The organism is Streptomyces ardesiacus (assembly GCF_003112575.1).
In the GTDB taxonomy this organism is placed as follows: domain Bacteria; phylum Actinomycetota; class Actinomycetes; order Streptomycetales; family Streptomycetaceae; genus Streptomyces; species Streptomyces ardesiacus.
Genome location: NZ_BEWC01000001.1, coordinates 1,150,954 through 1,172,293, shown reverse-complemented (window position 1 = coordinate 1,172,293; position 21,340 = coordinate 1,150,954). Strand labels below are relative to the sequence as shown.

Here is a 21,340-nt window from a genome sequence, read left to right as displayed (position 1 = left end):
CTGCCGGGAGCAGGGGCCGTCGGCTGTTCTCCGCCGGTGAACCCGGCGCCCCGGCCCTCCCCGTGACCGGCGCGGTGCTCGGCCTCGTCGCCCCGGTGGCCGGGGTGGATCAGCCTGTGCGTCGTGTCCCCCGCTCCTTCCCGCCTCGTACCGCATCCTTCAAGGAGGCCGTGTGACCAGCAACGAGAGCGCAGTGAAGCCGGCGCTCGGCGTCCATTCCGAGGTCGGCAGGCTGCGCAAGGTCCTGGTGTGCTCCCCCGGGCTGGCGCACCGGCGGCTGACGCCCACCAACTCCGACGAACTGCTCTTCGACGACGTCATGTGGGTGGAGAACGCCCAGCGCGACCACGCGGCCTTCGTCGGTGAGCTGCGCCGGCGCGGGGTGGAGGTGGTGGAGCTGCACGACCTGCTGGCGCAGATCATGGCGGTGCCGGAGGCGAAGGCGTGGCTCCTGGACCGGAAGATCACCGCCAACCAGGTCGGCACCGGGCTCGTCGACGCGACGCGCGCCTATCTGGAGACCCTCTCGCCGAGGGAACTCGCCGAGTACCTCGTCGGCGGGCTCGCCACCGGCGACCTGCCCGAGGACTTCCGCTCCCCGCACCTCGCCCTGGCCCGGGAGGCCACCGGCGCCCGCGAGTACCTGATGCCGCCCCTGCCCAACACCCTGTACACGCGGGACACCACCTGCTGGCTGTACGGGGGCCTCACCCTCAACCCGCTGTACTGGTCCGCACGCCACGACGAGACGCTGCTGATGAAGGCGATCTACACCTTCCACCCCGACTTCAAGGGCTCGACGGTGTGGTGGGGCGATCCCGAACGGGACTGGGGCCAGGCCACCCTGGAGGGCGGCGACCTCATGCCCGTGGGCAACGGGGTCGTCCTCATGGGCATGAGCGAGCGCACCTCCCGGCAGGCCGTCACCCAGGTCGCCGCCGCGTTGTTCCGCGGCGGGGCCGCCGAGCACGTCGTCGTCGCCGGGCTGCCGAAGCTGCGCTCCGCCATGCACCTGGACACCGTCTTCACCTTCGCCGACCGCGACGTGGTGACCCTCTACCCGCGCATCATGGATGCGGTGCGCACCTTCTCGCTGCGCCCCGGCGACCGGGCCCCGGGTTTCGACGTCGTCGACGAGGGCACGACGCCCTTCGTCGACGTCGTCGCCAAGGCCCTCGGGGTGCCGAAGCTGCGGGTGGTGGAGACGGGCGGCGACGCCTACGCCTCCGAGCGCCAGCAGTGGGACGGCGGCAACAACGCCGTGGCGGTGGAACCGGGCGTGGTGTTCACCTACGACCGCAACACGCTCACCAACGCGCTGCTGCGCGAGGCCCGGGTGGAGGTCCACACCATCGTCGGTGCGGAGCTGGGCCGGGGACGCGGCGGCGGGCACTGCATGACGTGTCCGCTGGTGCGGGACCCCGTGGACTTCTGACGCCGTCGGCCGCCGGCCTCAGCGGCAGAATCCGTACGCCTGCTCCAGCCACCGGCGCAGTGCCGTGTGGACGCTGCCGGGGAGCACGCTGAGCTGGTCGATGGCGGCCCGGTCGCCTGCGGAGGGCGCGATGCCCGCTGCGGTCAGCAGGGCGAGCAGGTCCAGGCGGCGCAGGTCCACGGGGTCGACGCGGCAGGGGACGCGCTCGGCGGGGTCGGGCGGCTGGAGCAGGAAGTCGCCCCGGGTGTCGCAGGCGCGCGAGCGCGTCGGGGCGGCGGCGTTCGGAGCAGTCGTCGTGTGCATACCGCGGTCCTCCACTGGATGGGTCGCCCGGTCGGGTCGCCGTTCTCGACGGCATGAGACACCGCGGCGCCGGCGGCGGTTGCGGGCCGGCGCGAGGACCACACGGGGGATGCAATCGGCGTCTTGTCGCACGAACCCGTCCGCCGGGCAGATCCGCAGGCGGGCGGCCCCGGCGTCCCGTCCGCTGGTCCGTACGAGTGGTGCGTTCCCGGAGCCGGTCGTACCGTCGGAACGAAGAAACAGGGAAAACGGGAAAACAGGAAACGGGAAAACGGGAAAACGGGAAAACGGGAAAACGGGAAAACGGGAAACGGGAAACGGGGAAAAGGGGAAAGCGGAGACAAGCGACCCCGAGACGGCGGGAGCAGACATGGGCAGGAACCCGATGAGGGCAGCGGTCACACTCTGTGCCGCCGCCGCGCTGGCCGTACCCCTGAGCACGGCCTCCGCCGCACCGTCGGCACCGTCCGCGGCGCGGACCCAGCAGACGCAGGACCCGGTACTGGTCGACTGCTCCGGGCAGCCGCAGATCGGACCCGATGCGTATGTGCTCGCCTGCGGCGACGCGAACAGCCGCCTGGTCTCCCTGCGCTGGTTCCGCTGGGACCCGCAGGCCGCCGTGGGGCGGGGCACGAACGCCGTCAACGACTGCGACCCCTACTGCGCCGCCGGCGCCTTCCACTCGTACCCCGTGACCGTGCGGCTCGACCAGCCGACGGCCGCGGGGCAGGGCACGGGCCGGCCGCACTTCACCCGGATCACCCTCACCTACACCGACGGCAGGCCGGACGGGTCGCCGCGCACGGTGTCCTACCCGCTGCCCGGCTGACGCATCCGGCGGTCCGAGGGGACCGCCGGTCCGTCCGGCAGCACCAGCCGGCACGTGTCGCCCGGCTGGAGGCGCACCTCGCGGTCCGGCAGCCGCACGTCGATGGGCAGCGGTCCGGCCGCGGGCACGGCGATCTCCAGCCGGCCGTGCTCCAGCCGGAACCGCACGCCCCAGTGGCCCTGGTAGCGGACGGAGAAGCCGTACGACGACAGCTCCGGCAGCGGCACCGGGTCCAGCCACAGCACGCCCGCACGGGTCTCCAGGCCGGTCAGACCCCGCTGGACCAGGTCGAGGGTGCCCGCCATGGCGCCGAGGTGGATGCCCTCGCCGGTGGTGCCGCCCTGGAGGTCGGCGACGTCGCCCTTGAGCGCCTCCTGGACGTAGGCCCAGGCCTCGGCGCGGCGGGCGCGGGCCAGGATCCAGCCGTGGACGAGTCCGCTGAGGGTGGAGCCGTGGCTGGTGCGGGCCAGGTAGTGGTCGACGGTGCGCTGCCAGGTCTCCTCGGTGAGGCGGTACCCCAGGCGGCCGAAGAGGGCGCGGAGTTCGGCCGGGGAGAACAGGTAGCCCAGCATGAGGACGTCGGCCTGTTTGGACGCCTGGTAGTTGTTGACGCTGTCGTTCTCGGCCTCCAGGACGCGGTCGAGGCGCCGGATGTCGCCGTACCGTTCGCGGTAGCCCGCCCAGTCCAGTTCGGCGAGTTCGCCGTATCCCTCGAACTGGCTGACGACGCCCTCGTGGAAGGGGACGTGGAGGGTGCGCGAGACGCTGTCCCACTGCTCCAGTTCCGTGTCGTCCAGGGCGGTGCGCTCGACGAGTTCGCGGCGGCGGGGTTCGGGCAGGGCGTCGAGGACGTCGAGGGTGCGGGAGAGGACCCAGGCGGCGGTCACGTTGGTGTACGCGTTGTCGTCGAGGCCCGGCCGGTCGGCGCCGGGGTAGGCGTCGTGGTACTCGTCGGGGCCGACGACGCCGCGGATGCGGTACCGTCCCAGCCGCTCGTCCCAGGTGGCGGAGTCGGCCCAGAAGCGCGCGATCTGCAGCAGCATCTCGGCGCCCTTGGTGTGCAGGAACTCGGCGTCGCCGCTGGCCTCGCAGTACTGCCACACGTTGTACGCGATGGCGGAGCCCACGTGGTGCTGGAGGCGCGAGTGGTCGGGGAGCCAGCGGCCCGAGCGCGGGTTGAGGTGCAGTTGCTGGGTCTCCTCGCGGCCGTCGCTGCCGCTCTGCCAGGGGTACATCGCGCCGCGCCGGCCGATCGCGCGGGCCGCGGAGCGGGCCTTGTCCAGGCGGCGGTGCCGGTAGTGCAGCAGGGCCCGGGACACCTCGGGGAAGTGCAGGTTCAGGTACGGCAGGACGAACAGCTCGTCCCAGAAGACGTGGCCGCGGTAGGCCTCCCCGTGCAGCCCGCGCGCCGGTACGCCCACGTCGAGGTCGGCGGTGTGCGGGGAGAGGGTCTGCAGCACGTGGAAGAGGTGCAGGCGCAGGATGCTGCCCGCCTCGCCGGGGACCTCCAGTTCGGCCCGGCGCCACAACTGGGCCCAGGCGGTGCGGTGGGTCATCAGCAGGCCGTCGAAGCCGGGTGCCTCGGCCACCCGGTCGACGGCGGCCTGGAGCGGGTCGCTGATCGCCGGGTCGCGCGAGGTGTGCAGGGCGACGACCTTGTCGACGGTGGCGGTGCGGCCCGGTTCGGCGCGCAGGGCGACCCGCTGGGTGACGCACAGGTGCTCGCGCGCCGCGGTGACCGGCGCGTCGGCGGTGAGGCGGGCCGCCATGCCGATCCGGGTGTCCGAGGTGCGGGTGCGGCAGCGCAGCCACACGGTGTCGGCGGCGTCGGCGCTCGCGGTGTGCACGTGCGTGAGGTGGCGGCCGTCGAGGTCCCGGTAGCGCGCCACCCCGCCGTTGATGACGCCCCCGTCGAGGCTCGCCTCCACCTCCAGGTCGGCCGGCCCGCCCTCGACGGTGAACTCGGTGCGCAGGGCGGCGAGGTGGGGATCGGACATGTGCACCAGGCGCAGTTGGCGCACGGACAGCACGCGTTCCGCGCCGATCCCGAAGCTGGTGCGGCGCTCCAGCACCCCCGAGTCCAGGTGCACGGTCTGGCGGTGGTCGAGCACCTCGGCGGTGTCCGGCGTGAGCCAGTCTCCCCCGGCGGTCCTGAAGCGCAGCGGCAGCCAGTTGGGGAGGTTGACCATGTCCTCGTTCTCCACCTCCCGCCCGGCGACGGCGGAGGTGAGCCGGTTGTAGCAGCCGGCCACGTAGGTGCCCGGGTAGTGCGTGTCGTCCGCGGCGCACTCGGGCAGCGCGCCGCGGGTGGCGAAGTAGCCGTTGCCGAGGGTGCACAGGGACTCGCGCAGCCGTTCCTCCGCCGGGTCGTAGTGGTCGTAGTCCCAGGTCGAAGGGGTCGCTGTCACCGCGGGCCGTCCCAGGCCCAGTCGGCGACCTCGGGCAGGTCCACGCCGTGCTCGCGGATCCAGTCGTGGTGCCGCAGCCGGGCGTCCTCCATCCGCTGCCGTACGGCCGCCGCGCGCACGGCGAGGCCGGGCACCCGGTCGATGACGTCCATGACGAGGCGGTAGCGGTCCATGTCGTTGCCGACGACCATGTCGAACGGTGTGGTGGTGGTCCCGATCTCCTTGTAGCCGCGCACGTGGAGGTGGGCGTGGCCGGTGCGCCGGTAGGCGAGCCGGTGGATCAGCCAGGGGTAGCCGTGATAGGCGAAGATCACCGGCTTGTCGGCGGTGAACAGGCCGTCGTACTCGAAGTCGCTCATACCGTGCGGGTGTTCGCCGCTGGGCAGCAGGCGGGCGATGTCGACGACGTTCACCACGCGCACGGCGAGTTCCGGAAGGTGGCGGCGGACGAGCTGGGCGGCGGCCAGGATCTCCTGGGTGGGGACGTCTCCCGCGCAGGCGAGCACCACGTCGGGTTCGCGGCTGCCGTCCTCGGTGCCGGCCCAGTCCCAGATGCCGGCGCCGCGCGCGCAGTGCGCCCGGGCCTGTTCCATGGTCAGCCAGTCGAAGCAGGGCTGCTTGCCGGCGACGATCACGTTGACGTAGTCGCGGCTGCGCAGGGCGTGGTCGGCGACGGAGAGCAGGGTGTTGGCGTCCGGCGGCAGGTAGACCCGTACGGCTTCGGGGCTCTTGTTGAGGATGTGGTCGACGAAGCCGGGGTCCTGGTGGGAGAAGCCATTGTGGTCCTGGCGCCACACGTGCGAGGTGAGCAGGTAGTTGAGGGAGGCGATGGGCGCCCGCCAGGACAGGCGGCGGGTGACGCGCAGCCATTTGACGTGCTGGTTGACCATCGAGTCGACGATGTGGACGAAGGCCTCGTAGCAGGAGAACAGTCCGTGCCGGCCGGTGAGGAGGTAGCCCTCCAGCCAGCCCTGGCAGGTGTGTTCGGACAGGATCTCCATCACGCGGCCGTGCCGGTCCAGGTCCTCGTCGACGGGCAGCGTCGGCTCCTGCCAGGCCTTGCCGCTGGCGGCGTAGACGGCCTGGAGGCGGTTGGAGGCGGTCTCGTCGGGGCCGACGAGGCGGAAGTCGCGCCGGTCGGCGGTGGCCTCCATGACGTCCCGGAGCAGGTCGCCGAGGACCCGGGTGGGCTCGTGCATGCTCGCGCCGGGCTTCTCGACGGGCACGGCGTACTTCTCCAGCGCGGGCAGGGGCAGCTCGCGCAGGAGGAGGCCGCCGTTGGCGAAGGGGGTGGCGCCGAGGCGGCGGTGCCCCTCGGGGACGGCGGCGAGGACGGCGGGCCGCGGGGCCCCGGCGTCGTCGAACAGCTCCTCGGGGCGGTAGGAGCGCAGCCACTGCTCCAGTTGCGCCAGGTGCTCGGGGTTGGTGCGCACGGCGGACAGGGGCACCTGGTGGGCGCGCCAGGTGTTCTCGACGGGCAGTCCGTCGACCTCGGCGGGGCCGGTCCAGCCCTTGGGGGTGCGCAGGACGATCATGGGCCAGCGGGGGCGGCCGGTGGCGCCCTCCTCGCGGGCGGCGCGCTGGATCGCGGCGATGCGGTCGAGGGCCGTGTCCAGGGCGCGGGCGGTCGCGCGGTGGACGGCGGCGGGTTCGTCGCCGGTGACGTGGATGGGGTCGTGGCCGTAGCCGCGCAGGAGGTCGTCCAGCTCGGTCTCGGGGAGACGGGCGAGCACCGTCGGATTGGCGATCTTGTAGCCGTTGAGGTGCAGGACCGGCAGCACGGCGCCGTCGTGCACCGGGTCGAGGAACTTGTTGGAGTGCCAGGACGTCGCCAGCGGCCCGGTCTCCGCCTCGCCGTCGCCGATCACGCAGGCGACCACCAGGTCCGGGTGGTCGAAGGCGGCGCCGTAGGCGTGCGAGAGCGCGTAGCCGAGTTCGCCGCCCTCGTGGATGGAGCCCGGCGTCTCCGGTGCCACGTGGCTCGGTACGCCGCCGGGGAACGAGAACTGCTTGAAGAGGCGGGCCATGCCGGCCGCGTCCCGGGTGATGTCCGGGTAGGTCTCGGTGTACGAGCCCTCCAGCCACGCGTTGGCCAGGACGGCGGGGCCGCCGTGGCCGGGGCCCCAGACGCACAGGGCGTCGAGGTCGCGCGCCTTGATCACGCGGTTGAGGTGGGTGTGGACCAGGTTGAGGCCGGGTGAGGTCCCCCAGTGGCCGAGCAGCCGCGGTTTGACGTGTTCGGGGCGCAGGGGTTCGGCGAGCAGGGGGTTGGCCATCAGGTAGATCTGGCCGACGGAGAGGTAGTTCGCGGCGCGCCAGTGGGCGTCCAGGCCGGCGAGTTCCTCGTCGGTGAGCTCGGGGGGCGCCTGCTGCGTGTCGGCGGACATCGGTGGTCCTTCCGTGTCGGGACAGCCGGTCGGGGCGCACGGGCACGGGGTGCCCGTGCACATCCCATCCCTGCGCCGACGGGGCGGGTACCCGAGAGGGCCGTTCGGGTCACGTGGTGTCCCGAACGGGTCACGGAGCGCCGGTGGGCGACGCAGAAAGCACGGCCGCCACCGGCGCCGACCCCGGTGCCGACCGTGCTGGTCCGGCGGATACCCCGACTTCCGCTTCGTACACGGGAGCCGTCCGAGTTCCGGGACGGGACTGCCGGACGGCGGCGCGGTGGGCCCGCGGCTTCGCGGCCCGCAGACCTCTGGATACCCCCCTGGGTATCTCTGTTACGGTGGACGGAACAGATACCCCCGGGGGTAATTCGGAAACGAAAGGAGAGCGTGCCGTGTTCTTTGTCGACGTCCTGGAGACCGAGGGGCTGGGCAACCGCAGCTACCTGGCGGGCGGTCCCCGCTCGGCCGTGGTCGTGGACCCGCCGCGGGACATCGACCGCGTCATCGCCGCGGCCGCCCGGCGCGGGGTGCGGATCACCGCCGTCGCCGAGACCCATGTGCACAACGACTACGTCACCGGCGGCCTGGAGCTGGCCCGCCTCACCGGGGCGCGCTACCTGGTGCCGGCCGGCGCCGAGGTGGCCTACGCACGGGTGGCGGTGGCCGACGGCGACGCGGAACCGGTCGACGAGGGGCTGGAGCTGCGCGCGGTGGCCACGCCGGGCCACACCCCGCACCACACCTCGTACGTCCTCCAGGAGGCGGGCCGGGCCGTGGCCGCCTTCACCGGCGGTTCGCTGCTGATCGGCACCGTGGGCCGGCCCGACCTCGTGGAACCCCGGCTGACCGAGGAACTGGCCCGCGCGCAGCACGCCTCCGCCCACCGTCTCGCCGACGAGCTGGAGGACGGCGTGAGCGTGCTGCCCACCCACGGGTTCGGCAGCTTCTGCTCCTCCACCGCCTCCGGCGGCGAGCACAGCACCATCGGCGCCGAGAAGGCCGCCAATCCGGCGCTCGTCCAGGACGTGGAGACCTTCGTCCGGGAGCTGCTGGCGGGACTGGACGACGTGCCCGCCTACTACGCCCACATGGCGCCGGTGAACACCGGGGGGCCCGCTCCCCTGGACCTCACCGAGCCCCGGCGGGCCGACGCGGAGGAGATAGCCCGGCGTCTGGCCGCCGGCGAGTGGGTCGTGGACCTGCGCTCCCGGGTGGCCTTCGCCGCCGGTCACGTCGCCGGGTCGGTCAACTTCGAGGTCGACGGGCAGCTCGCGACCTATCTGGCCTGGATGATTCCGTGGGGCCGGCCGGTGACGCTGCTCGCGCACAGCGCGGACGACCTGGCCCGCGCCCAGCGGGAACTGGCCCGGGTGGGCATCGACCGCCCGGCCGCGGCGGCGGTGGGCTCGCCGGCCGACTGGGTCGCGGACGGGGACCGGCCCGCCTCGTTCCGCCGCGCGACCTTCGCCGAACTGGCCGCGGCGCGGCGGGACGGCGCGGACGTGGTGGTCCTCGACGTGCGCCGGGACACCGAACGCGCCCACGGCTGGATCGGGGGCAGCGCGCACGTGCCCGTCCACGAGCTGCACCGGCGCCTGGACGAGGTGCCCCCGGGCACGGTGTGGGTGCACTGCGCGGGCGGGATGCGCGCGGCGGTCGCCGCCTCCGTGCTGGACGCCGCCGGCCGCGAGGTCGTGGCGGTGGACGACGCCTTCGCCGCGGCGGCCGAGGCCGGTCTGCCCCTCGTGCAGCCCTCGGACGACGTCGCCGCATGACGCCGCTGATCCTCGCCCTGATCGCCGGTGCCGCGGCCGGCGTGTCCCTGGGCGCACTGGGGGCGGGCGGCAGCATCCTCACCGTGCCCGCGCTCATCTACCTGCTCGGCTTCACCCCCGCGGCGGCGACCACCGCGAGCCTGGTCGTCGTGATCGTCACATCGGTCACCGCGCTGGTGGCGCACGCCAGGGCGGGGGCCGTGCGGTGGCGGGCCGGGCTGCTGTTCGCGGCGGCGGGACTGCTGCCGGCCGCCGCGGCCGGGGCCCTGTCGGCGCGGGTCCCGGAGGCGGTCCTGACGGCGCTGTTCGCGGCGCTGGCCGCCCTGGCCGGCCTGCACATGCTGCGCCGGCGCGCACCCGGGGGGAACGGCACCGTGTCGGGCACGCGGGCGGCCGGGGCCGGGGCGGGCCTCGGCGCGGTGACCGGGTTCCTCGGGGTCGGCGGCGGCTTCCTGGCGGTGCCCGCGCTGGTGACGGTGCTGGCGGTGCCGATGAGCGCGGCGGTGGGCACGAGCCTGCTGGTGGTCACCGCCAACGCGCTGGTGGCCCTCGCGGGCCGGGCGTACACCGCCGTGCACCTGGACCTCGCGCTGCTCCTGCCGTTCCTGGCCACCGCCGTCCTCGGCGCGTGGGACGGCAGGCGGCTGGCCGCGAAGGTCTCCGCGGCAACGCTGCGGCGCGTCTTCGGTGCCGTGCTGCTCGTGGTGGCCGTGGCGATGGGCGCGACGGCGGTGCTGTGACCCGCCGTCCCGCCCGGAGCCCGTCAGGCCAGGGAGAGGAAGAGCTTCTCCAGCCGCGCCCGCATCTGCACCGAGTCCCGCACCTGCGGATCGTCACTGGTCATGCACTGCTGCAGTCCCGTGGCGATGATCGAGAAACCGGCCCGGTCCAGGGCCCGGGAGACGGCGGCGAGCTGGGTGACCACGTCCTCGCAGTCGCGGCCCTCCTCGATCATCCGGATGACCCCCGCGAGCTGCCCCTGGGCGCGCCGCAGCCGGTTCAGCGCCGACTTCAGTTCGTCGGCCGACATGTCGAGTTCCACGCTTCTCCCTCTCCTCCACCCGTTACCTCACCGATCCCCACATACCCCCACGGGTATCCTACCGCGTGGGGGGACAGCAACGAGAAAGGTTTCCGTACGTGAGCACCCCCATCGGTCCGGCCATTCCCACGGACCCCACCACCACCACCACCGCGCAGGCCGCGGCCCGTCTCGGCGAGTTCACCGTCGTCGACGTCCGCTCCGCGGGCGAGTACGCGGGCGGACACCTGCCCGGCGCCCACAACGTTCCGCTGGAGCGCCTCGACGAGGCCGCCGACGCCCTGGCGGCGGCCGCCGCGCGCGGCCCCCTCCTGCTCGTGTGCGCCTCCGGGAACCGGTCCGCCAAGGGCTGCGCGCGCCTGGCGGCGCGGGGCGTCGAGGCGGCCACGCTCGAGGGCGGCACCAGCGCCTGGGCGGCGGCCGGCCACCCCGTCGAGCGGCCGGCCGGGACGCGTGCGCCGTGGCCCATGGACCGGCAGGTGCGCCTCGCCGCCGGGTCCCTCGTCGCCGCCGGGTTCCTGGCGGGCCGGTTCTGGCGCCCCGCGCACTGGCTGTCCGGCGCGATAGGCGCGGGGCTGGTCTTCTCCGGGGTGACCAACACCTGCGGCATGGCCGCGGTGCTGGCCCGGCTGCCGCACAACCGCCCCGCCGGGGACGCCGTCCCCTTCGAGGAGACGCTGGCACGCCTGGCGGCCTGAGGCCCACCTGCCCCAGCGGGCGCCGATCCCTTCCCGGGGTCGGCGCCCGTCAATTTTGCATGACGTGCATCTTTGCATACCATGCAACTTATGTCGGAGAAGAGTGCCGCGGGGGGCGGTCTGCGGGAGCGGAAGAAGCGGGCCACGCGTGCCGCTCTGGCCGAGGCCGCGGTACGGCTCGCCGCCGAGCACGGGGCGGAGAAGGTCACCGTCGAGGCGATCAGCGCCGAGGCCGGTGTGTCCGTGCGTACCTTCTTCAACTACTTCGACAGCCGTGACGACGCCTTCGTGGTGGTCGACGCGGACGCGGGCGAGCGCATGCGACGCGCCGTCCTGGAAGCACCGGCCGATCTCTCCCCGCTGGCAGCCCTGCGCGAGGCCATGGCGGCGGAGCTGGCCGAGGCCGAAGCACAGCACGAACTGTGGCGGCTGCACGCCAAGGTCCTGCACGCCTCGCCGCATCTCCTGGCGCGGGGCGTGGGGGCCCACATGGCGGCCGAGGCGGACCTGGCCGACGCCCTCGCCGAACGCCTGCGCAGGACCGGCGACACGGGCGGGCCGGGTTCCGGAACCGGATCGGGGTCCGTGACCGGCGCCGGGTCCGGGCTCTATCCGCGGCTGCTGGCCGCGGTGGCGGGCGCCGCGGTGCGCACCAGCATGGACCACTGGTCCGCCCACCAGGAGGAAGCCGCCTTCCTCGACGTCTTCCACGAGGTGTTCACCCTCCTCGCCGCCGGTCTCCCGGCACCCTCCGCGTAGCCTCCGCGCCGGGCTCGCGACCCAACAGGACCTGAACCGAAAGAGATTCCGTGACCGCTACCCAGGCGCCCGCCGACGCGCCGCCCACCTCCATGAACCACCGGCAGATACTCCAGGCGATGTCGGGCCTGATGGCCGGCATGTTCGTCGCGATCCTGGCCGGCACGGTCGTGGCCAACGCGCTGCCCACGATCATCGCCGACCTGGGAGCCAGCCAGTCGTCCTACACGTGGGTCGTCACCTCCGAGCTGCTCGCGATGACCGCGACGGTGCCCCTGTGGGGCAAGCTGTCCGACCTCTTCAACAAGAAGCTGCTGCTCCAGCTCTCGCTGAGCCTGTTCGTGGTCGGCTCGCTGCTGGCCGGCTTCTCGCACGGCGTCGAGCTGCTGATCTTCAGCCGGGTCGTGCAGGGCATCGGCGCGGGCGGCCTGACCGCCCTCGCGCAGGTCGTGATGGCCTCCGTCATCCCGCCCCGCCAGCTCGGCAAGTACGCCGGCATCTTCGGTGCCGTCTTCGCCGTGGGCACCGTGGCCGGACCGCTGGTCGGCGGCGTCCTGGTGGACACCTCGTGGCTGGGCTGGCGCTGGTGCTTCTTCATCGGCGTGCCGTTCGCGCTGCTCGCCATCGCCCTGCTGCAGCGCACCCTGCGCCTGCCCACCGTGAAGCGCGAGGTGCGCATCGACTGGCTCGGCGCCCTCCTGATCGTCGCCGGTGTCTGCGCGCTGCTCATCTGGGTGTCGCTGGCCGGCAACGAGTTCGACTGGGCGTCCTGGCAGACCGCCGCGCTCACGGTCGGCGGCGTCCTGCTGCTGGTCGCGGCGGTGTTCGTCGAGGCCCGCACCGCAGAGCCGGTCATCCCGCTCGACATCTTCAGGAACCGCACGGTCACCCTGACCACGGTCGCCAGCCTCCTGGTCGGTGTCGCCATGTTCGGCGGGACCGTCTTCCTCTCGCAGTACTTCCAGATCTCCCTGGGCAAGTCGCCGACCGTCGCCGGTCTGATGAGCCTGCCGATGATCCTGGGCCTGCTGGTCTCCTCCACCGTCGCCGGACAGGTGATCAGCCGGACCGGCAAGTGGAAGCGGTACCTGGTGGCGGGTGCGGTGATCATGGCCGTCGGCCTCGCGCTGCTGGCCACGATCGACGCCAAGACCGACTTCGCCCTGCTCAGCCTCTACATGGCGGTTCTGGGCGTCGGCGTCGGCATGCTGATGCAGAACCTGGTGCTGGCCGCCCAGAACGACGTGGCCGCCGCCGACCTGGGCGCCGCGACCTCCGTGCTGTCCTTCTTCCGCAGCATGGGCGGCACCATCGGCGTCAGCGTCCTCGGCGCGATCCTGGCCAACCGGGTCGCCACCGAGACGGCCAAGGGGCTCAGCAGCGCGGGCGTCACCGTGCCGGGCGGCGGGGGCTCGGGCGAGGGCAGTGTCCCCGACATGTCCACGCTGCCCGGCCCGATGCGGGCGATCGTGGAGCACGCCTACGCCGTCGCCACGGCGGACCTGTTCCTGATCGCCACGCCGTTCGCGGTGCTCGCGCTGGTCGCCGTCGTGTTCATCAAGGAGAAGCCGCTGAAGACCACCAGCGGCATGGAGCGCCTGGCCGAGGAGTCCGGCGAGGGCCCGGCCGCGCCGACCGACAAGGACGCGGCGCCGGTCGCCTGAGGCATCCGGCCGCCAGACAGCGGGGCCGCCCGTCCGATCCGGACGGGCGGCCCCGCTGCCGTAGGTGCGGCGGCGGCCCCCGGTCAGCCCCGGGCCACCGCGATCGAACCGGCCAGCCGCTCCCCCGCCTCGTAGATCATGTACGGCACCCCGTGGTCGGTGCCGAAGGACGGTGCCGCCGCGCGGCCGTTCTCCGGTGCCGATGCCCGGGAGTCGTAGAAGACACCGAGGTGGTCGCGGCGGGAGAAGTCGTTGCCGACCTCGGTGATCATCAGGTCGCCGCCGCTCTCCTTGTCCTTGTTGTAGACGACGTACGTGCTGTTGTTCCGGTACAGCAGGTGCGGACCGCCCACGTTGACCGCGCCCACGTCGCCGTGGCGCACCAGCGGCTCCTGGGAGAACGTCCAGGTGCGGCCGTCGGCGGACCAGCCCCAGCCGATGTCGCGGTGGTTGGTGGTGTTGTTGATCATGAAGACCATGACGTAGTGGGCGCCGCGCGAGGGCAGTTCGTGCGGGAAGACCCGCGCGTAGGAGGTCTCGGTGGTGCCGGACGGCAGCATCGAGGTGTTCAGCACGACCTTGTCGTAGGTGAAGTGGATGCCGTCGGCGGACCGGGCGAGCCTGGTCGTGGTGTTCTCCCCGTGGAAGTACAGCCACATCTCCTTGCGCCCCGCGTGCCACATCACGTGCGGCGAGGAGACGTGGCTGACGGAGTAGTGCGGCGACCACGTCCTGGAGACGATCGGGTTGTGCGCGTACTCCGTGAAGGGGCCCTCCAGCGAGTCGCCGTAGGCCAGGCAGATGCCGCCGGGAGCGTCGTGCGGGGCGTAGTACAGGTAGTAGCGGCCGAGCCGGCCGCTCGCGGGCAGCCGGTCGTAGACGCCCCGGACGGTCGGGAAGATGATCTCGCCGGTGGGGTTGTAGGCGAGCTTGGACGGGGTCAGCAGGGTGCGCACGTAGGTGTAGTCGGGGAAACCGCCGGGTGCGGCGGAGGCGGCGGGCGCGGCGGTGGCGCCCAGGGCGAGGGCGGCGCCGGTGGCGGCCGTGCCCTTCAGGAACAGACGGCGGTCGAGGTGCGGCTCGTGCATGTCGACTCCTGGGAGAGGGGGGATGTCACAGGTACTGGGCGGCGGTGACGCACAGGCCGCCCAGGGCGACCAGCCACACGTAGGGCAGGGTGCGGACCATGACCTGCTGCGGGCCGACACCCGCGTACTGCGCGGCCCACACGGTCTGCGTGCTGGTCGGGTCGGCGACGCCGAAGACCTGGTTGTACGAGGTGGCCATGCCGAGGACGGCGACGGCCGGGTAGATGCCGGTGGCGATGAGGACGCCCGCGATGCCGGCGCCGAGTCCGAACACGTTGAGCGGGCCCCGGTACAGGCACAGCGGCACCAGCAGGGTGAAGACGAGGACGAACAGCACCGGGTTCTGCGGGCTGACCGCCTTCATCAGAGGCTCCAGCGCGTCCACCGCGCCGGGGAGTTTGACGGCCGCGAGCAGGATGCCGATCGCCACGAACAGGGCGAGCGGCGGCGCCGCCACCTCGAAGCCGCCGTACAGGGTGCGCAGCAGCCGCTTGTTCATCTCGCCGGGCCGGGTGGTGGTGACCAGCGCGTAGAGCACGCCGGCCAGCATCGAGGGGATGATGGCCACGTCGAGGCCGAGGGCCAGGACGAGCGGGACCACGGGGGCGAGCAGCGCGTACCAGGGGGCGTCGCCGAGGCGTTCGCGTCGCGGGGCCGGGCGGGCGGAGACCGACCTGAGCGACCAGGCGTGCTCGGTGCCGCGCCGCCGGTTCTCGATGACGACGTAGGCGACGGCGGCGACCAGCGCGAACGGGAACAGCTTCACCATGAAGCCGCGCACGGTGTCGACCGGCAGGTCGAGGGCGGTGGAGAAGAACTGCCAGACGGGCAGTTCGAAGGGGACGCCGACCGCGATGCCCATCAGCACCGTGCCCGCGGCCGTCACCTTCGGCACGCCGACGGCGACCATCGCGGGGATGCCGATGATGCCGGCCAGCATGGCGGCGGGCGCCGATCCGGTGACGGTGCCGACGAGCGCGGAGACGGCGAGGACGCCGAGCGCGACGACGGTGGGCCGGTCGCCGCCGAACTCGACGATCTTGCGGACGAGGGTCCCGGCGATGCCGGTCTCGTCGAGCAGTTTGCCGAGCCAGGAGCCGAGGATGATGGCGACCATCGTCGCCGCGAGCGCCGGGGCGCCCTCCTGGAGCACCGTGTCCAGGACGCTGTTCTCGCCGGTCAGGGGCGCGCCGGAGAGGAAGGCGATGACCACCGCGAGCAGGACCAGCGCGAAGGCGGTGGGGAGCTTGCGGGTGAGCATCGCGGCGACGCCGGCCGCCATGACGAGGAGGATGACGACACCCATGGGTCAGTTCTCTCTTCTTGCGGGACGTGCGGGCGGTGGGGTGTCCCCGGTCTCGGCGGCCAGGGCGGCGGTCAGCAGCAGAGGGCTGCGGCCGAGTCCGCAGACGGTGCGGGCGTAGGCGTGCGCGGCCACCTCCTCCGCGCCGGCGACGTGGCCCGGAACGCGCAGCCGGCCCAGGCGCAGGGCGCTGTGGCCGAGGGCGCGCTTGAGGGCGGCCTTCGCCGGGCCGTGGTGGAGGTGGACGTGCACGGCCTCGTGGGCGAGGGCGGCGGCCCGTACGGAGCCGGGCGGGTACCAGTCGCGCCAGCCACGGGCGTCGACGACCCGTTCGGCGAGCGCGAGGGTGTCGGTGAACAGCTCCACCGTGGGCGGTCGGGATGTGTAGCGGGCGAGCAGTCCGAGTTCCAGCCCGCCCTCACGCTCCACGGTCCGCGCGGTGCACTCGACGGGCGCGAGCGCGGCGCCGAACGCGTCGGCCGCCCGCGCCCACCGGCGCAGCAGGTCCGGGTCGCGGTGCTCGTGGGTCGGGGTGGCGGCCAGCAGCCGTACGGCCCAGCCGATGTCGTCGGTGGCGGCGAGGCCGTCCGTCACCGGGGTCCGTGCCCGGCTCATTCGCGCACCTCCAGTACGGCGACCACCGGTTCGTCGGCGGCGCGGGAGCGCAGTTCACTGCGGGCGAGGGCGAGCAGCGGCTGCGGGTCCAGGACGCCGGAGAGGTCGGCGATGCGGGAGCCGAGCAGCAGCCGTACGGCGGGGGCGCGGACGCCTCCGTCGCCGTAGGAGGTGTGCTCGGCGACCAGCTTGGCCAGCACCTCGGGGGCGGCGGCGACCGTGGTGGCCTCGACCCGGGCGTCGGGGGCGTGGTGGCGGACGACGCCGTCCGCGTCGACGACCCGCACCGGCCGTCGGACGGGCCGGAGGCGGCGGTGGACCTCGGTGCCGTAGACGGTGTGCGCGGGGGTGCCCGCGAGGACGTGCACCTTCGACGGGTCGGTTTTGAGGCTGGTGGCGGCCAGCCGCAGGCGTTCGGCGTCGTCGGCGCGGTGGGACCGGTCCTGGGTGCGCAGTTCGGTGGCGCCGGTGGCGATCGCGCGGACGACGTTGGTCTGCGGGTCGACGGTGACCTCGACCTCGACGCCGTCGGCGGCGGCGCCCTGTTCGACGACGGCGCGCTCGGCCTCGGCGCGGACGGCGAGGATCTGCTCCTGGGTGGCGCCGGGGACGATCCGCTCGACCTGCTCGCGGACCAGGGCGAGGGCGACGCCGATGGGGCTGATGACCTCGCTGTGCCGGGCGATGCGGCCGGTCATCTCGGTGCGGGCGGCCAGGTGCGGGGTGACCGAGGCCGCGCCGCCGCCCCCGCCGACCAGGACGGCGGTGCCGGTGTCGAGGCGGTACTCCCGCACGAGGTCGTCCACGACGGACTTCACCTGATCGGTGCCCGCGTCCAGGAACCGGGCGGCGGCGGTGGGCACGTCGGTGCCGAGCGCTGCGGCGAGCGGGGCCAGCGCGGCGCGGGCGGTGTCGGGGTCGGCGTGGGCGAAGTCGCCCTCGGGGACCCGGCCCAGCGCGTTGGCGGCGCAGGTCATGGTGAGCGCGAACCGCCCGCCGGCCGCGTCGAGGACGGCGTAGTCGGCGGGGTCGCCGGGCAGCGGACTGATCGTGGTCAGTTTCGCGTCCCGCAGGTCGGCCGGATCGGCGTAACAGGCGTACGGCAGCCCGGCGATGTGCGCGCTGCGCGGTCCGGTGCCGGTGATGCGGCCGCCCGAGACGCGGACCATGGAACCGCCGCCGACGCCGACGGTGCGGACGTCGAGTGCGTTGAGGTAGGAGGCCTGACCGAGCAGGACGGCGTGCCGCACCGCGACCTTGCCGCGCTTGACGACGCTGATGTCGGTGGAGGTGCCGCCGGTCTCCAGGAACACACCCTCGCTGACGCGTTCCTGCATCAGCGCGCCGGCGACCCCGGCGGCCGGGCCCGACAGCACGGTCAGCAGGGGCCTGCGACGCATCTCGTCCAGGGACATCACTCCCCCGTCGCAGCGCATCACCATCAGCGGCGCGGTGACGCCGGCCTTGGTGATGGAGGCGTCGACGAGGTCGGCGGTGGCAAGCATGCGCGGCAGGATCGCCGCGTTGACGACGGCGGTGCGGGTGCGCTTGCGCAGCCCGTACAGGGACGTGATCTCGTGTGCGGCGGTGGTGGGCAGCCCGGTGGTGCGGGCGGCGTCGGCGACGGCCTCCTCGCCCTCGGGCCGGTCGACGCCGAAGGGTTCGCTGGCCACCAGGGCCTGGGCGCCGGCGGCGGTGAGCCGTTCGACGGCGGCCCGCAGGGCGGGGGCGTCCTCGGGGTCGGGCACGTGCGCGTAGTGCAGCGGCAGCCGTTTGCCGGGGGTGAGTTCGAGCTTGGCGAGGGTGGCGAGCCTGCGGGTGAAGTACGCCCCGCCGCCGGTGCCTATGCCGAGCAGGCCGACGGCGGCGACGTCGCCCTCCAGCAGGGCGTTGGTAGCCTGGGTCGTGCCGTGCGCCAGGAAGGCCACGTCGGCGGGTGCGTGTCCGGTCTGTGTGAGCAGCCGGTCGAGTGCCTCGACGATGCCGTGCGCGACACCGTCCTCGTGATGGTGGCTCGTGGGGACCTTCACCTGGCCCACGAGCCGGAGCGTCGTGGCGTCGACCGCCACGGCGTCGGTGAAGGTTCCGCCCACGTCGATGCCGACGCGGATGCGGTGGGTGGTCATGTCCGGGCACCTCCTTGTGCTGGGTCGGTCCGCACGCGGGCGGTCACCGGGCGGGGCAGGTGGTGCTGCCCCGCCCGAACTCGCCTCCCGTGCGGGGTCGTTCAGTAGCCCCTGACGTCGGGCCAGTGACGCTGCACGCCGTCGCGGTCGAGCACCCCGGCGAACTCCTCGAACCTCTTGTCCTCGGCCTGCACCTGGTGCGGCTCGACGTCCTCGGCGAGACAGTGGGCGGCGAGGGCTCCGGCGACCTCGCCCACGTTCCACTCCACCGGGTGCAGCCGGTAGCAGCCGTTGGTGATGTGGGTGGTGCCGAGGTTCTTGCCGGCCGGCAGCAGGTTGCGCACCCGGCGCGGCACGAGGGCGCCGAGCGGGATCTCGAAGGGGACGGAGCCGATGTCGACGTAGCCGTCGCCGCCGGTGGAGGGGTGCAGGTCGATGCGGTAGTTGCCGACGCCCACGGAGTCGCGGTGACGGGTGCGGCCGTAGGGGCCGAGCAGGTCGATGGAGACGTCGTGCTCGGTGACGGTGGTGACGGCCTTGATACGGCGGGACTCGCGGACGTAGGCGGCCTTGGCGAGACCGTCGCGGGTGCCGGTCACGTCGGGGCGCGGGCGCAGCCCCGGGAAGCCGGTGCCGCCGTCGGTGCGGGGTGCCTCGGTCTGCAGCCAGTACAGCACCGACAGGGACAACTGCCGTGCCTCGCGCAGGGCTTCGGCCTCCTGGCCGATGTAGGGCTTGAGCCAGTAGTCGTTGAGCGGCCAGTTGACGAGGGTGATGTCGGAGTCGAAGGCGCCGTCGGTGTGCAGCTTGCGGGCGAGGATGCGGCGGAAGCCCCACAGTTCCTTGTCGCCCGCGTCGGCGCTCTGGTCGGCGTTGACGGCGAGCGGGTCGAGGTCGGGGTTGGGGACGAAGGTGCGCGGCACCGGTTCCAGGGTGCGCGGGTCGGGGGCCTCGAAGCCGAGCAGCGGGCCGGGCCAGAAGTCGGGCTTGTAGTCGCGCCAGAAGCCGTAGTCGGCGGGCCGGTCGATCGTGTGGTCCTCGCCCTCGTGGTGGGAGAGGGCGAAGCAGACGGTGATGCCCTGCTGGTTGCCCGGCTGGGCCTCGTCGGGGGCGTGCGGCTCGTCGAACTCGGCCCGGGACTCGGCGCCGTTGACGTGCTCGACGCCGGCGAGGCCGAGCAGTTCGCCGGTCTCGGTGGCGTCCAGGACGTAGCGGGCGGGGACCGTGCGGCGGGTGCCGTCGCGGAGGTCCTCCAGGGTGACGGCGCGCACGACATCGTTGTCGGTCTCGGCGGCCACGGGGCGGTGCTCGGTGAGGACGGTGAGCCGTCCGGCCGCCCGGTGGGGGGCGAGCATGCCCTCCAGGACGGCGAGGGCGACGCGCGGCTCGTGGCAGAGCTTGCTGACCCGTCCGGCGCCCGGGTTGAGGTCGGTGAGGGCGGCGGCCTCGGCGCGCAGCGGGTACCACTGGCGGTAGTACTGGCGGATGCCCTCGCGCAGTCGCCGGTAGGAGGCGGTGGTGCCGAACTGTTCGACCCACGGGTGTTCGTCGGGCGGTACGGCCTGGCTGGTGAGCTGGCCGCCGATCCAGTCCGTCTCCTCGGTCAGGACGACACTGCGGCCGGCCCGGCAGGCGGCGAGGGCCGCGGCGACGCCGCCGAGTCCGCCGCCGACGACGAGGATGTCGGGTTCCGGTATCACGCTGCTGCTCCTTAGGTGGTGCGGTGGTGTGCTGGGAGGTGCGGTGGTGCGGTGGGTTCAGGGGGTGGCCGGCGGGCCGGCGGTCGCGCCCGGCCGGAAGGCGCACGCGACGAGGGTGCCCTCGGCGGGCCCGCCCGCGATGCGGGCGGCGAGCAGCCGTACGGCCTCGGCGCCCAGTGCGGGGCGCGGGATGTCGAAGCCCATCGGCACCGGACCGTCGGCGAGGTCGGCGGGCGGGCTGCCGAGCAGCGCCAGGGACACCTGGCCGGGGCAGTCGAGGCCGGCCCCGTCGACGGCGGCGCGCAGGGCACGCCAGGCGGCGCCGGTGTCGGTCTCCTCGGCGACGAAGGCGGTGACGCCCTCGGCGAGCCAGGCCCGGACCCGGTCGGCGGTCAGCTCGCGGCGCGGGTCTCCGGAGCGGAACACGGCGCCGGGACCGCCGGGCAGTCCGCTCGCCGCGAGCCCGTCCAGGAAGCCGCGTTCACGGTCGGCGGAGGCGGGCGCGTCGTCGTCCTCGCGGACCAGGAGCACCCTGCGGTGACCGAGCCCGGCCAGGGCGGCGACGACCTCCCGGCTGGCGCTGACGTAGTCGGCACCGACCCAGGCCAGTCCCTCCGGCTCGTCGCTCCGGCCGACGTGGACGACGGGGAAGCCGTCGGCCACCAGGCGGCTCAGCTCGTCCGCGGGGGCGTGGCGGCCCAGGAAGAGGCAGCCGTCCGCCAGCCGTACGCGGTTGAGGGCGCCGGCTCCACGGGCGCCCGCTCCCCCGGTGCTGGACCCGGTGAAGAGCACCAGGTCGTAGCCCTGCGCGGCGGCCTCCTGCTCCACGCCGACGAGGAAGGGGTAGTAGGAGTGCCGTACGTCGGTCGGGAAGGTCGCGGTGAAGCTGAAGACGCCGAGCAGGTTGTTGCGGGCGGCGGCGAGGCGGCTGGCGGCCGGGTCGGGCACGTAGCCGAGGCTGCGGGCGGCGTCCAGGACCTTGGCCCGGGTCTCCGCCGAGATCGGCCGCCCCGTCGCGATGTCGCGCCCGGACAGCACCAGGGACACCGTCGCCTGCGAGACACCGGCGAGTCCGGCCACCTCCGCCTGCCTCGGCCGGGCCCGCCGGCCGGCCGGCGCGGGGGCCCTCCCCGGCCTCGCCCGCCCTGCGGCTTCCTTCGCCACCGCTGCTCCTCTCCCTCGCGCACTGCTGTTAATGCGCATTA

At 73.6% G+C, this 21,340-nt stretch carries 17 protein-coding genes; 7 read left to right on the top strand and 10 right to left on the bottom strand.

Annotated elements, in window-relative coordinates:
• Positions 1 to 172 precede the first annotated feature (172 nt).
• Positions 173 to 1,435, top strand: coding sequence for an arginine deiminase (locus Sdi02f_RS05060; protein WP_030403035.1), 1,263 nt, complete (start codon positions 173 to 175; stop codon positions 1,433 to 1,435).
• A gap of 18 nt (positions 1,436 to 1,453) precedes the next feature.
• Here Sdi02f_RS05060 and Sdi02f_RS05055 read toward each other — a convergent pair whose 3' ends face one another.
• Entirely contained in the window at positions 1,454 to 1,738 is a 285-nt protein-coding gene (locus tag Sdi02f_RS05055) for a hypothetical protein (protein WP_030403034.1), read from the bottom strand.
• Between the two features lie 370 nt (positions 1,739 to 2,108).
• Between Sdi02f_RS05055 and Sdi02f_RS05050 the strand changes: the two genes are divergently transcribed.
• Positions 2,109 to 2,567 (top strand): hypothetical protein, encoded by a 459-nt coding sequence (locus Sdi02f_RS05050; protein ID WP_031084931.1) that lies wholly within the window; start codon positions 2,109 to 2,111, stop codon positions 2,565 to 2,567.
• Here Sdi02f_RS05050 and Sdi02f_RS05045 read toward each other — a convergent pair.
• Entirely contained in the window at positions 2,549 to 4,975 is a 2,427-nt protein-coding gene (locus Sdi02f_RS05045; RefSeq protein WP_051783543.1) for a glycoside hydrolase family 65 protein, read from the bottom strand. The genes Sdi02f_RS05050 and Sdi02f_RS05045 overlap by 19 nt on opposite strands.
• Positions 4,972 to 7,362, bottom strand: coding sequence for a phosphoketolase family protein (locus Sdi02f_RS05040; protein WP_030403031.1), 2,391 nt, complete (start codon positions 7,360 to 7,362; stop codon positions 4,972 to 4,974). Before Sdi02f_RS05040 ends, Sdi02f_RS05045 begins: the two co-directional genes overlap by 4 nt.
• A gap of 395 nt (positions 7,363 to 7,757) precedes the next feature.
• On the opposite strand from Sdi02f_RS05040, the gene Sdi02f_RS05035 reads away from it, so the two are divergent.
• Entirely contained in the window at positions 7,758 to 9,140 is a 1,383-nt protein-coding gene (locus Sdi02f_RS05035; protein ID WP_030403030.1) for an MBL fold metallo-hydrolase, read from the top strand.
• On the top strand, positions 9,137 to 9,880 hold the full coding sequence (locus Sdi02f_RS05030; protein ID WP_030403029.1) for a sulfite exporter TauE/SafE family protein: 744 nt from the start codon (positions 9,137 to 9,139) through the stop codon (positions 9,878 to 9,880). The genes Sdi02f_RS05035 and Sdi02f_RS05030 overlap by 4 nt, the downstream gene beginning before the upstream one ends.
• Before the next feature lie 23 nt (positions 9,881 to 9,903).
• Here Sdi02f_RS05030 and Sdi02f_RS05025 read toward each other — a convergent pair whose 3' ends face one another.
• Positions 9,904 to 10,182, bottom strand: coding sequence for a metal-sensitive transcriptional regulator (locus Sdi02f_RS05025; RefSeq protein ID WP_030403028.1), 279 nt, complete (start codon positions 10,180 to 10,182; stop codon positions 9,904 to 9,906).
• A gap of 98 nt (positions 10,183 to 10,280) precedes the next feature.
• Here Sdi02f_RS05025 and Sdi02f_RS05020 point away from each other — a divergent pair, with 98 nt between their 5' ends.
• From Sdi02f_RS05020 to Sdi02f_RS05010, 3 genes are all read left to right on the top strand, one after another.
• A complete protein-coding gene (locus Sdi02f_RS05020; RefSeq protein ID WP_245962135.1) occupies positions 10,281 to 10,880 on the top strand; it encodes a rhodanese-like domain-containing protein in 600 nt (199 codons plus the stop codon).
• Positions 10,881 to 10,961: 81 nt separating this feature from the next.
• Positions 10,962 to 11,639: a TetR/AcrR family transcriptional regulator gene (locus tag Sdi02f_RS05015; RefSeq protein WP_030403026.1), complete on the top strand. Its 678-nt coding sequence runs from the start codon at positions 10,962 to 10,964 to the stop codon at positions 11,637 to 11,639.
• A 92-nt stretch (positions 11,640 to 11,731) separates the two neighbouring features.
• Positions 11,732 to 13,303, top strand: coding sequence for an MDR family MFS transporter (locus Sdi02f_RS05010; protein WP_174843311.1), 1,572 nt, complete (start codon positions 11,732 to 11,734; stop codon positions 13,301 to 13,303).
• Positions 13,304 to 13,386: 83 nt separating this feature from the next.
• Here Sdi02f_RS05010 and Sdi02f_RS05005 read toward each other — a convergent pair whose 3' ends face one another.
• The 6 genes from Sdi02f_RS05005 to Sdi02f_RS04980 all read right to left on the bottom strand — a co-directional run bounded on the left by Sdi02f_RS05005 (position 13,387) and on the right by Sdi02f_RS04980 (position 21,215).
• Positions 13,387 to 14,391: a twin-arginine translocation signal domain-containing protein gene (locus Sdi02f_RS05005; protein ID WP_030403024.1), complete on the bottom strand. Its 1,005-nt coding sequence runs from the start codon at positions 14,389 to 14,391 to the stop codon at positions 13,387 to 13,389.
• Positions 14,392 to 14,416: 25 nt separating this feature from the next.
• Positions 14,417 to 15,697: a TRAP transporter large permease subunit gene (locus Sdi02f_RS05000; protein ID WP_030403023.1), complete on the bottom strand. Its 1,281-nt coding sequence runs from the start codon at positions 15,695 to 15,697 to the stop codon at positions 14,417 to 14,419.
• Positions 15,698 to 15,700: 3 nt separating this feature from the next.
• Positions 15,701 to 16,309 carry a hypothetical protein gene (locus tag Sdi02f_RS04995; RefSeq protein ID WP_030403022.1) on the bottom strand — a complete coding sequence of 203 codons (609 nt, stop codon included), beginning with the start codon at positions 16,307 to 16,309 and terminating at the stop codon, positions 15,701 to 15,703.
• Positions 16,306 to 18,435, bottom strand: coding sequence for a hydantoinase/oxoprolinase family protein (locus tag Sdi02f_RS04990; RefSeq protein ID WP_108932744.1), 2,130 nt, complete (start codon positions 18,433 to 18,435; stop codon positions 16,306 to 16,308). Before Sdi02f_RS04990 ends, Sdi02f_RS04995 begins: the two co-directional genes overlap by 4 nt.
• A gap of 101 nt (positions 18,436 to 18,536) precedes the next feature.
• Positions 18,537 to 20,135, bottom strand: coding sequence for an FAD-dependent oxidoreductase (locus Sdi02f_RS04985; RefSeq protein WP_053663112.1), 1,599 nt, complete (start codon positions 20,133 to 20,135; stop codon positions 18,537 to 18,539).
• Between the two features lie 57 nt (positions 20,136 to 20,192).
• Complete coding sequence (locus Sdi02f_RS04980; RefSeq protein ID WP_030403019.1) at positions 20,193 to 21,215, bottom strand: LacI family DNA-binding transcriptional regulator; 1,023 nt, start codon at positions 21,213 to 21,215, stop codon at positions 20,193 to 20,195.
• Positions 21,216 to 21,340 lie beyond the last annotated feature (125 nt).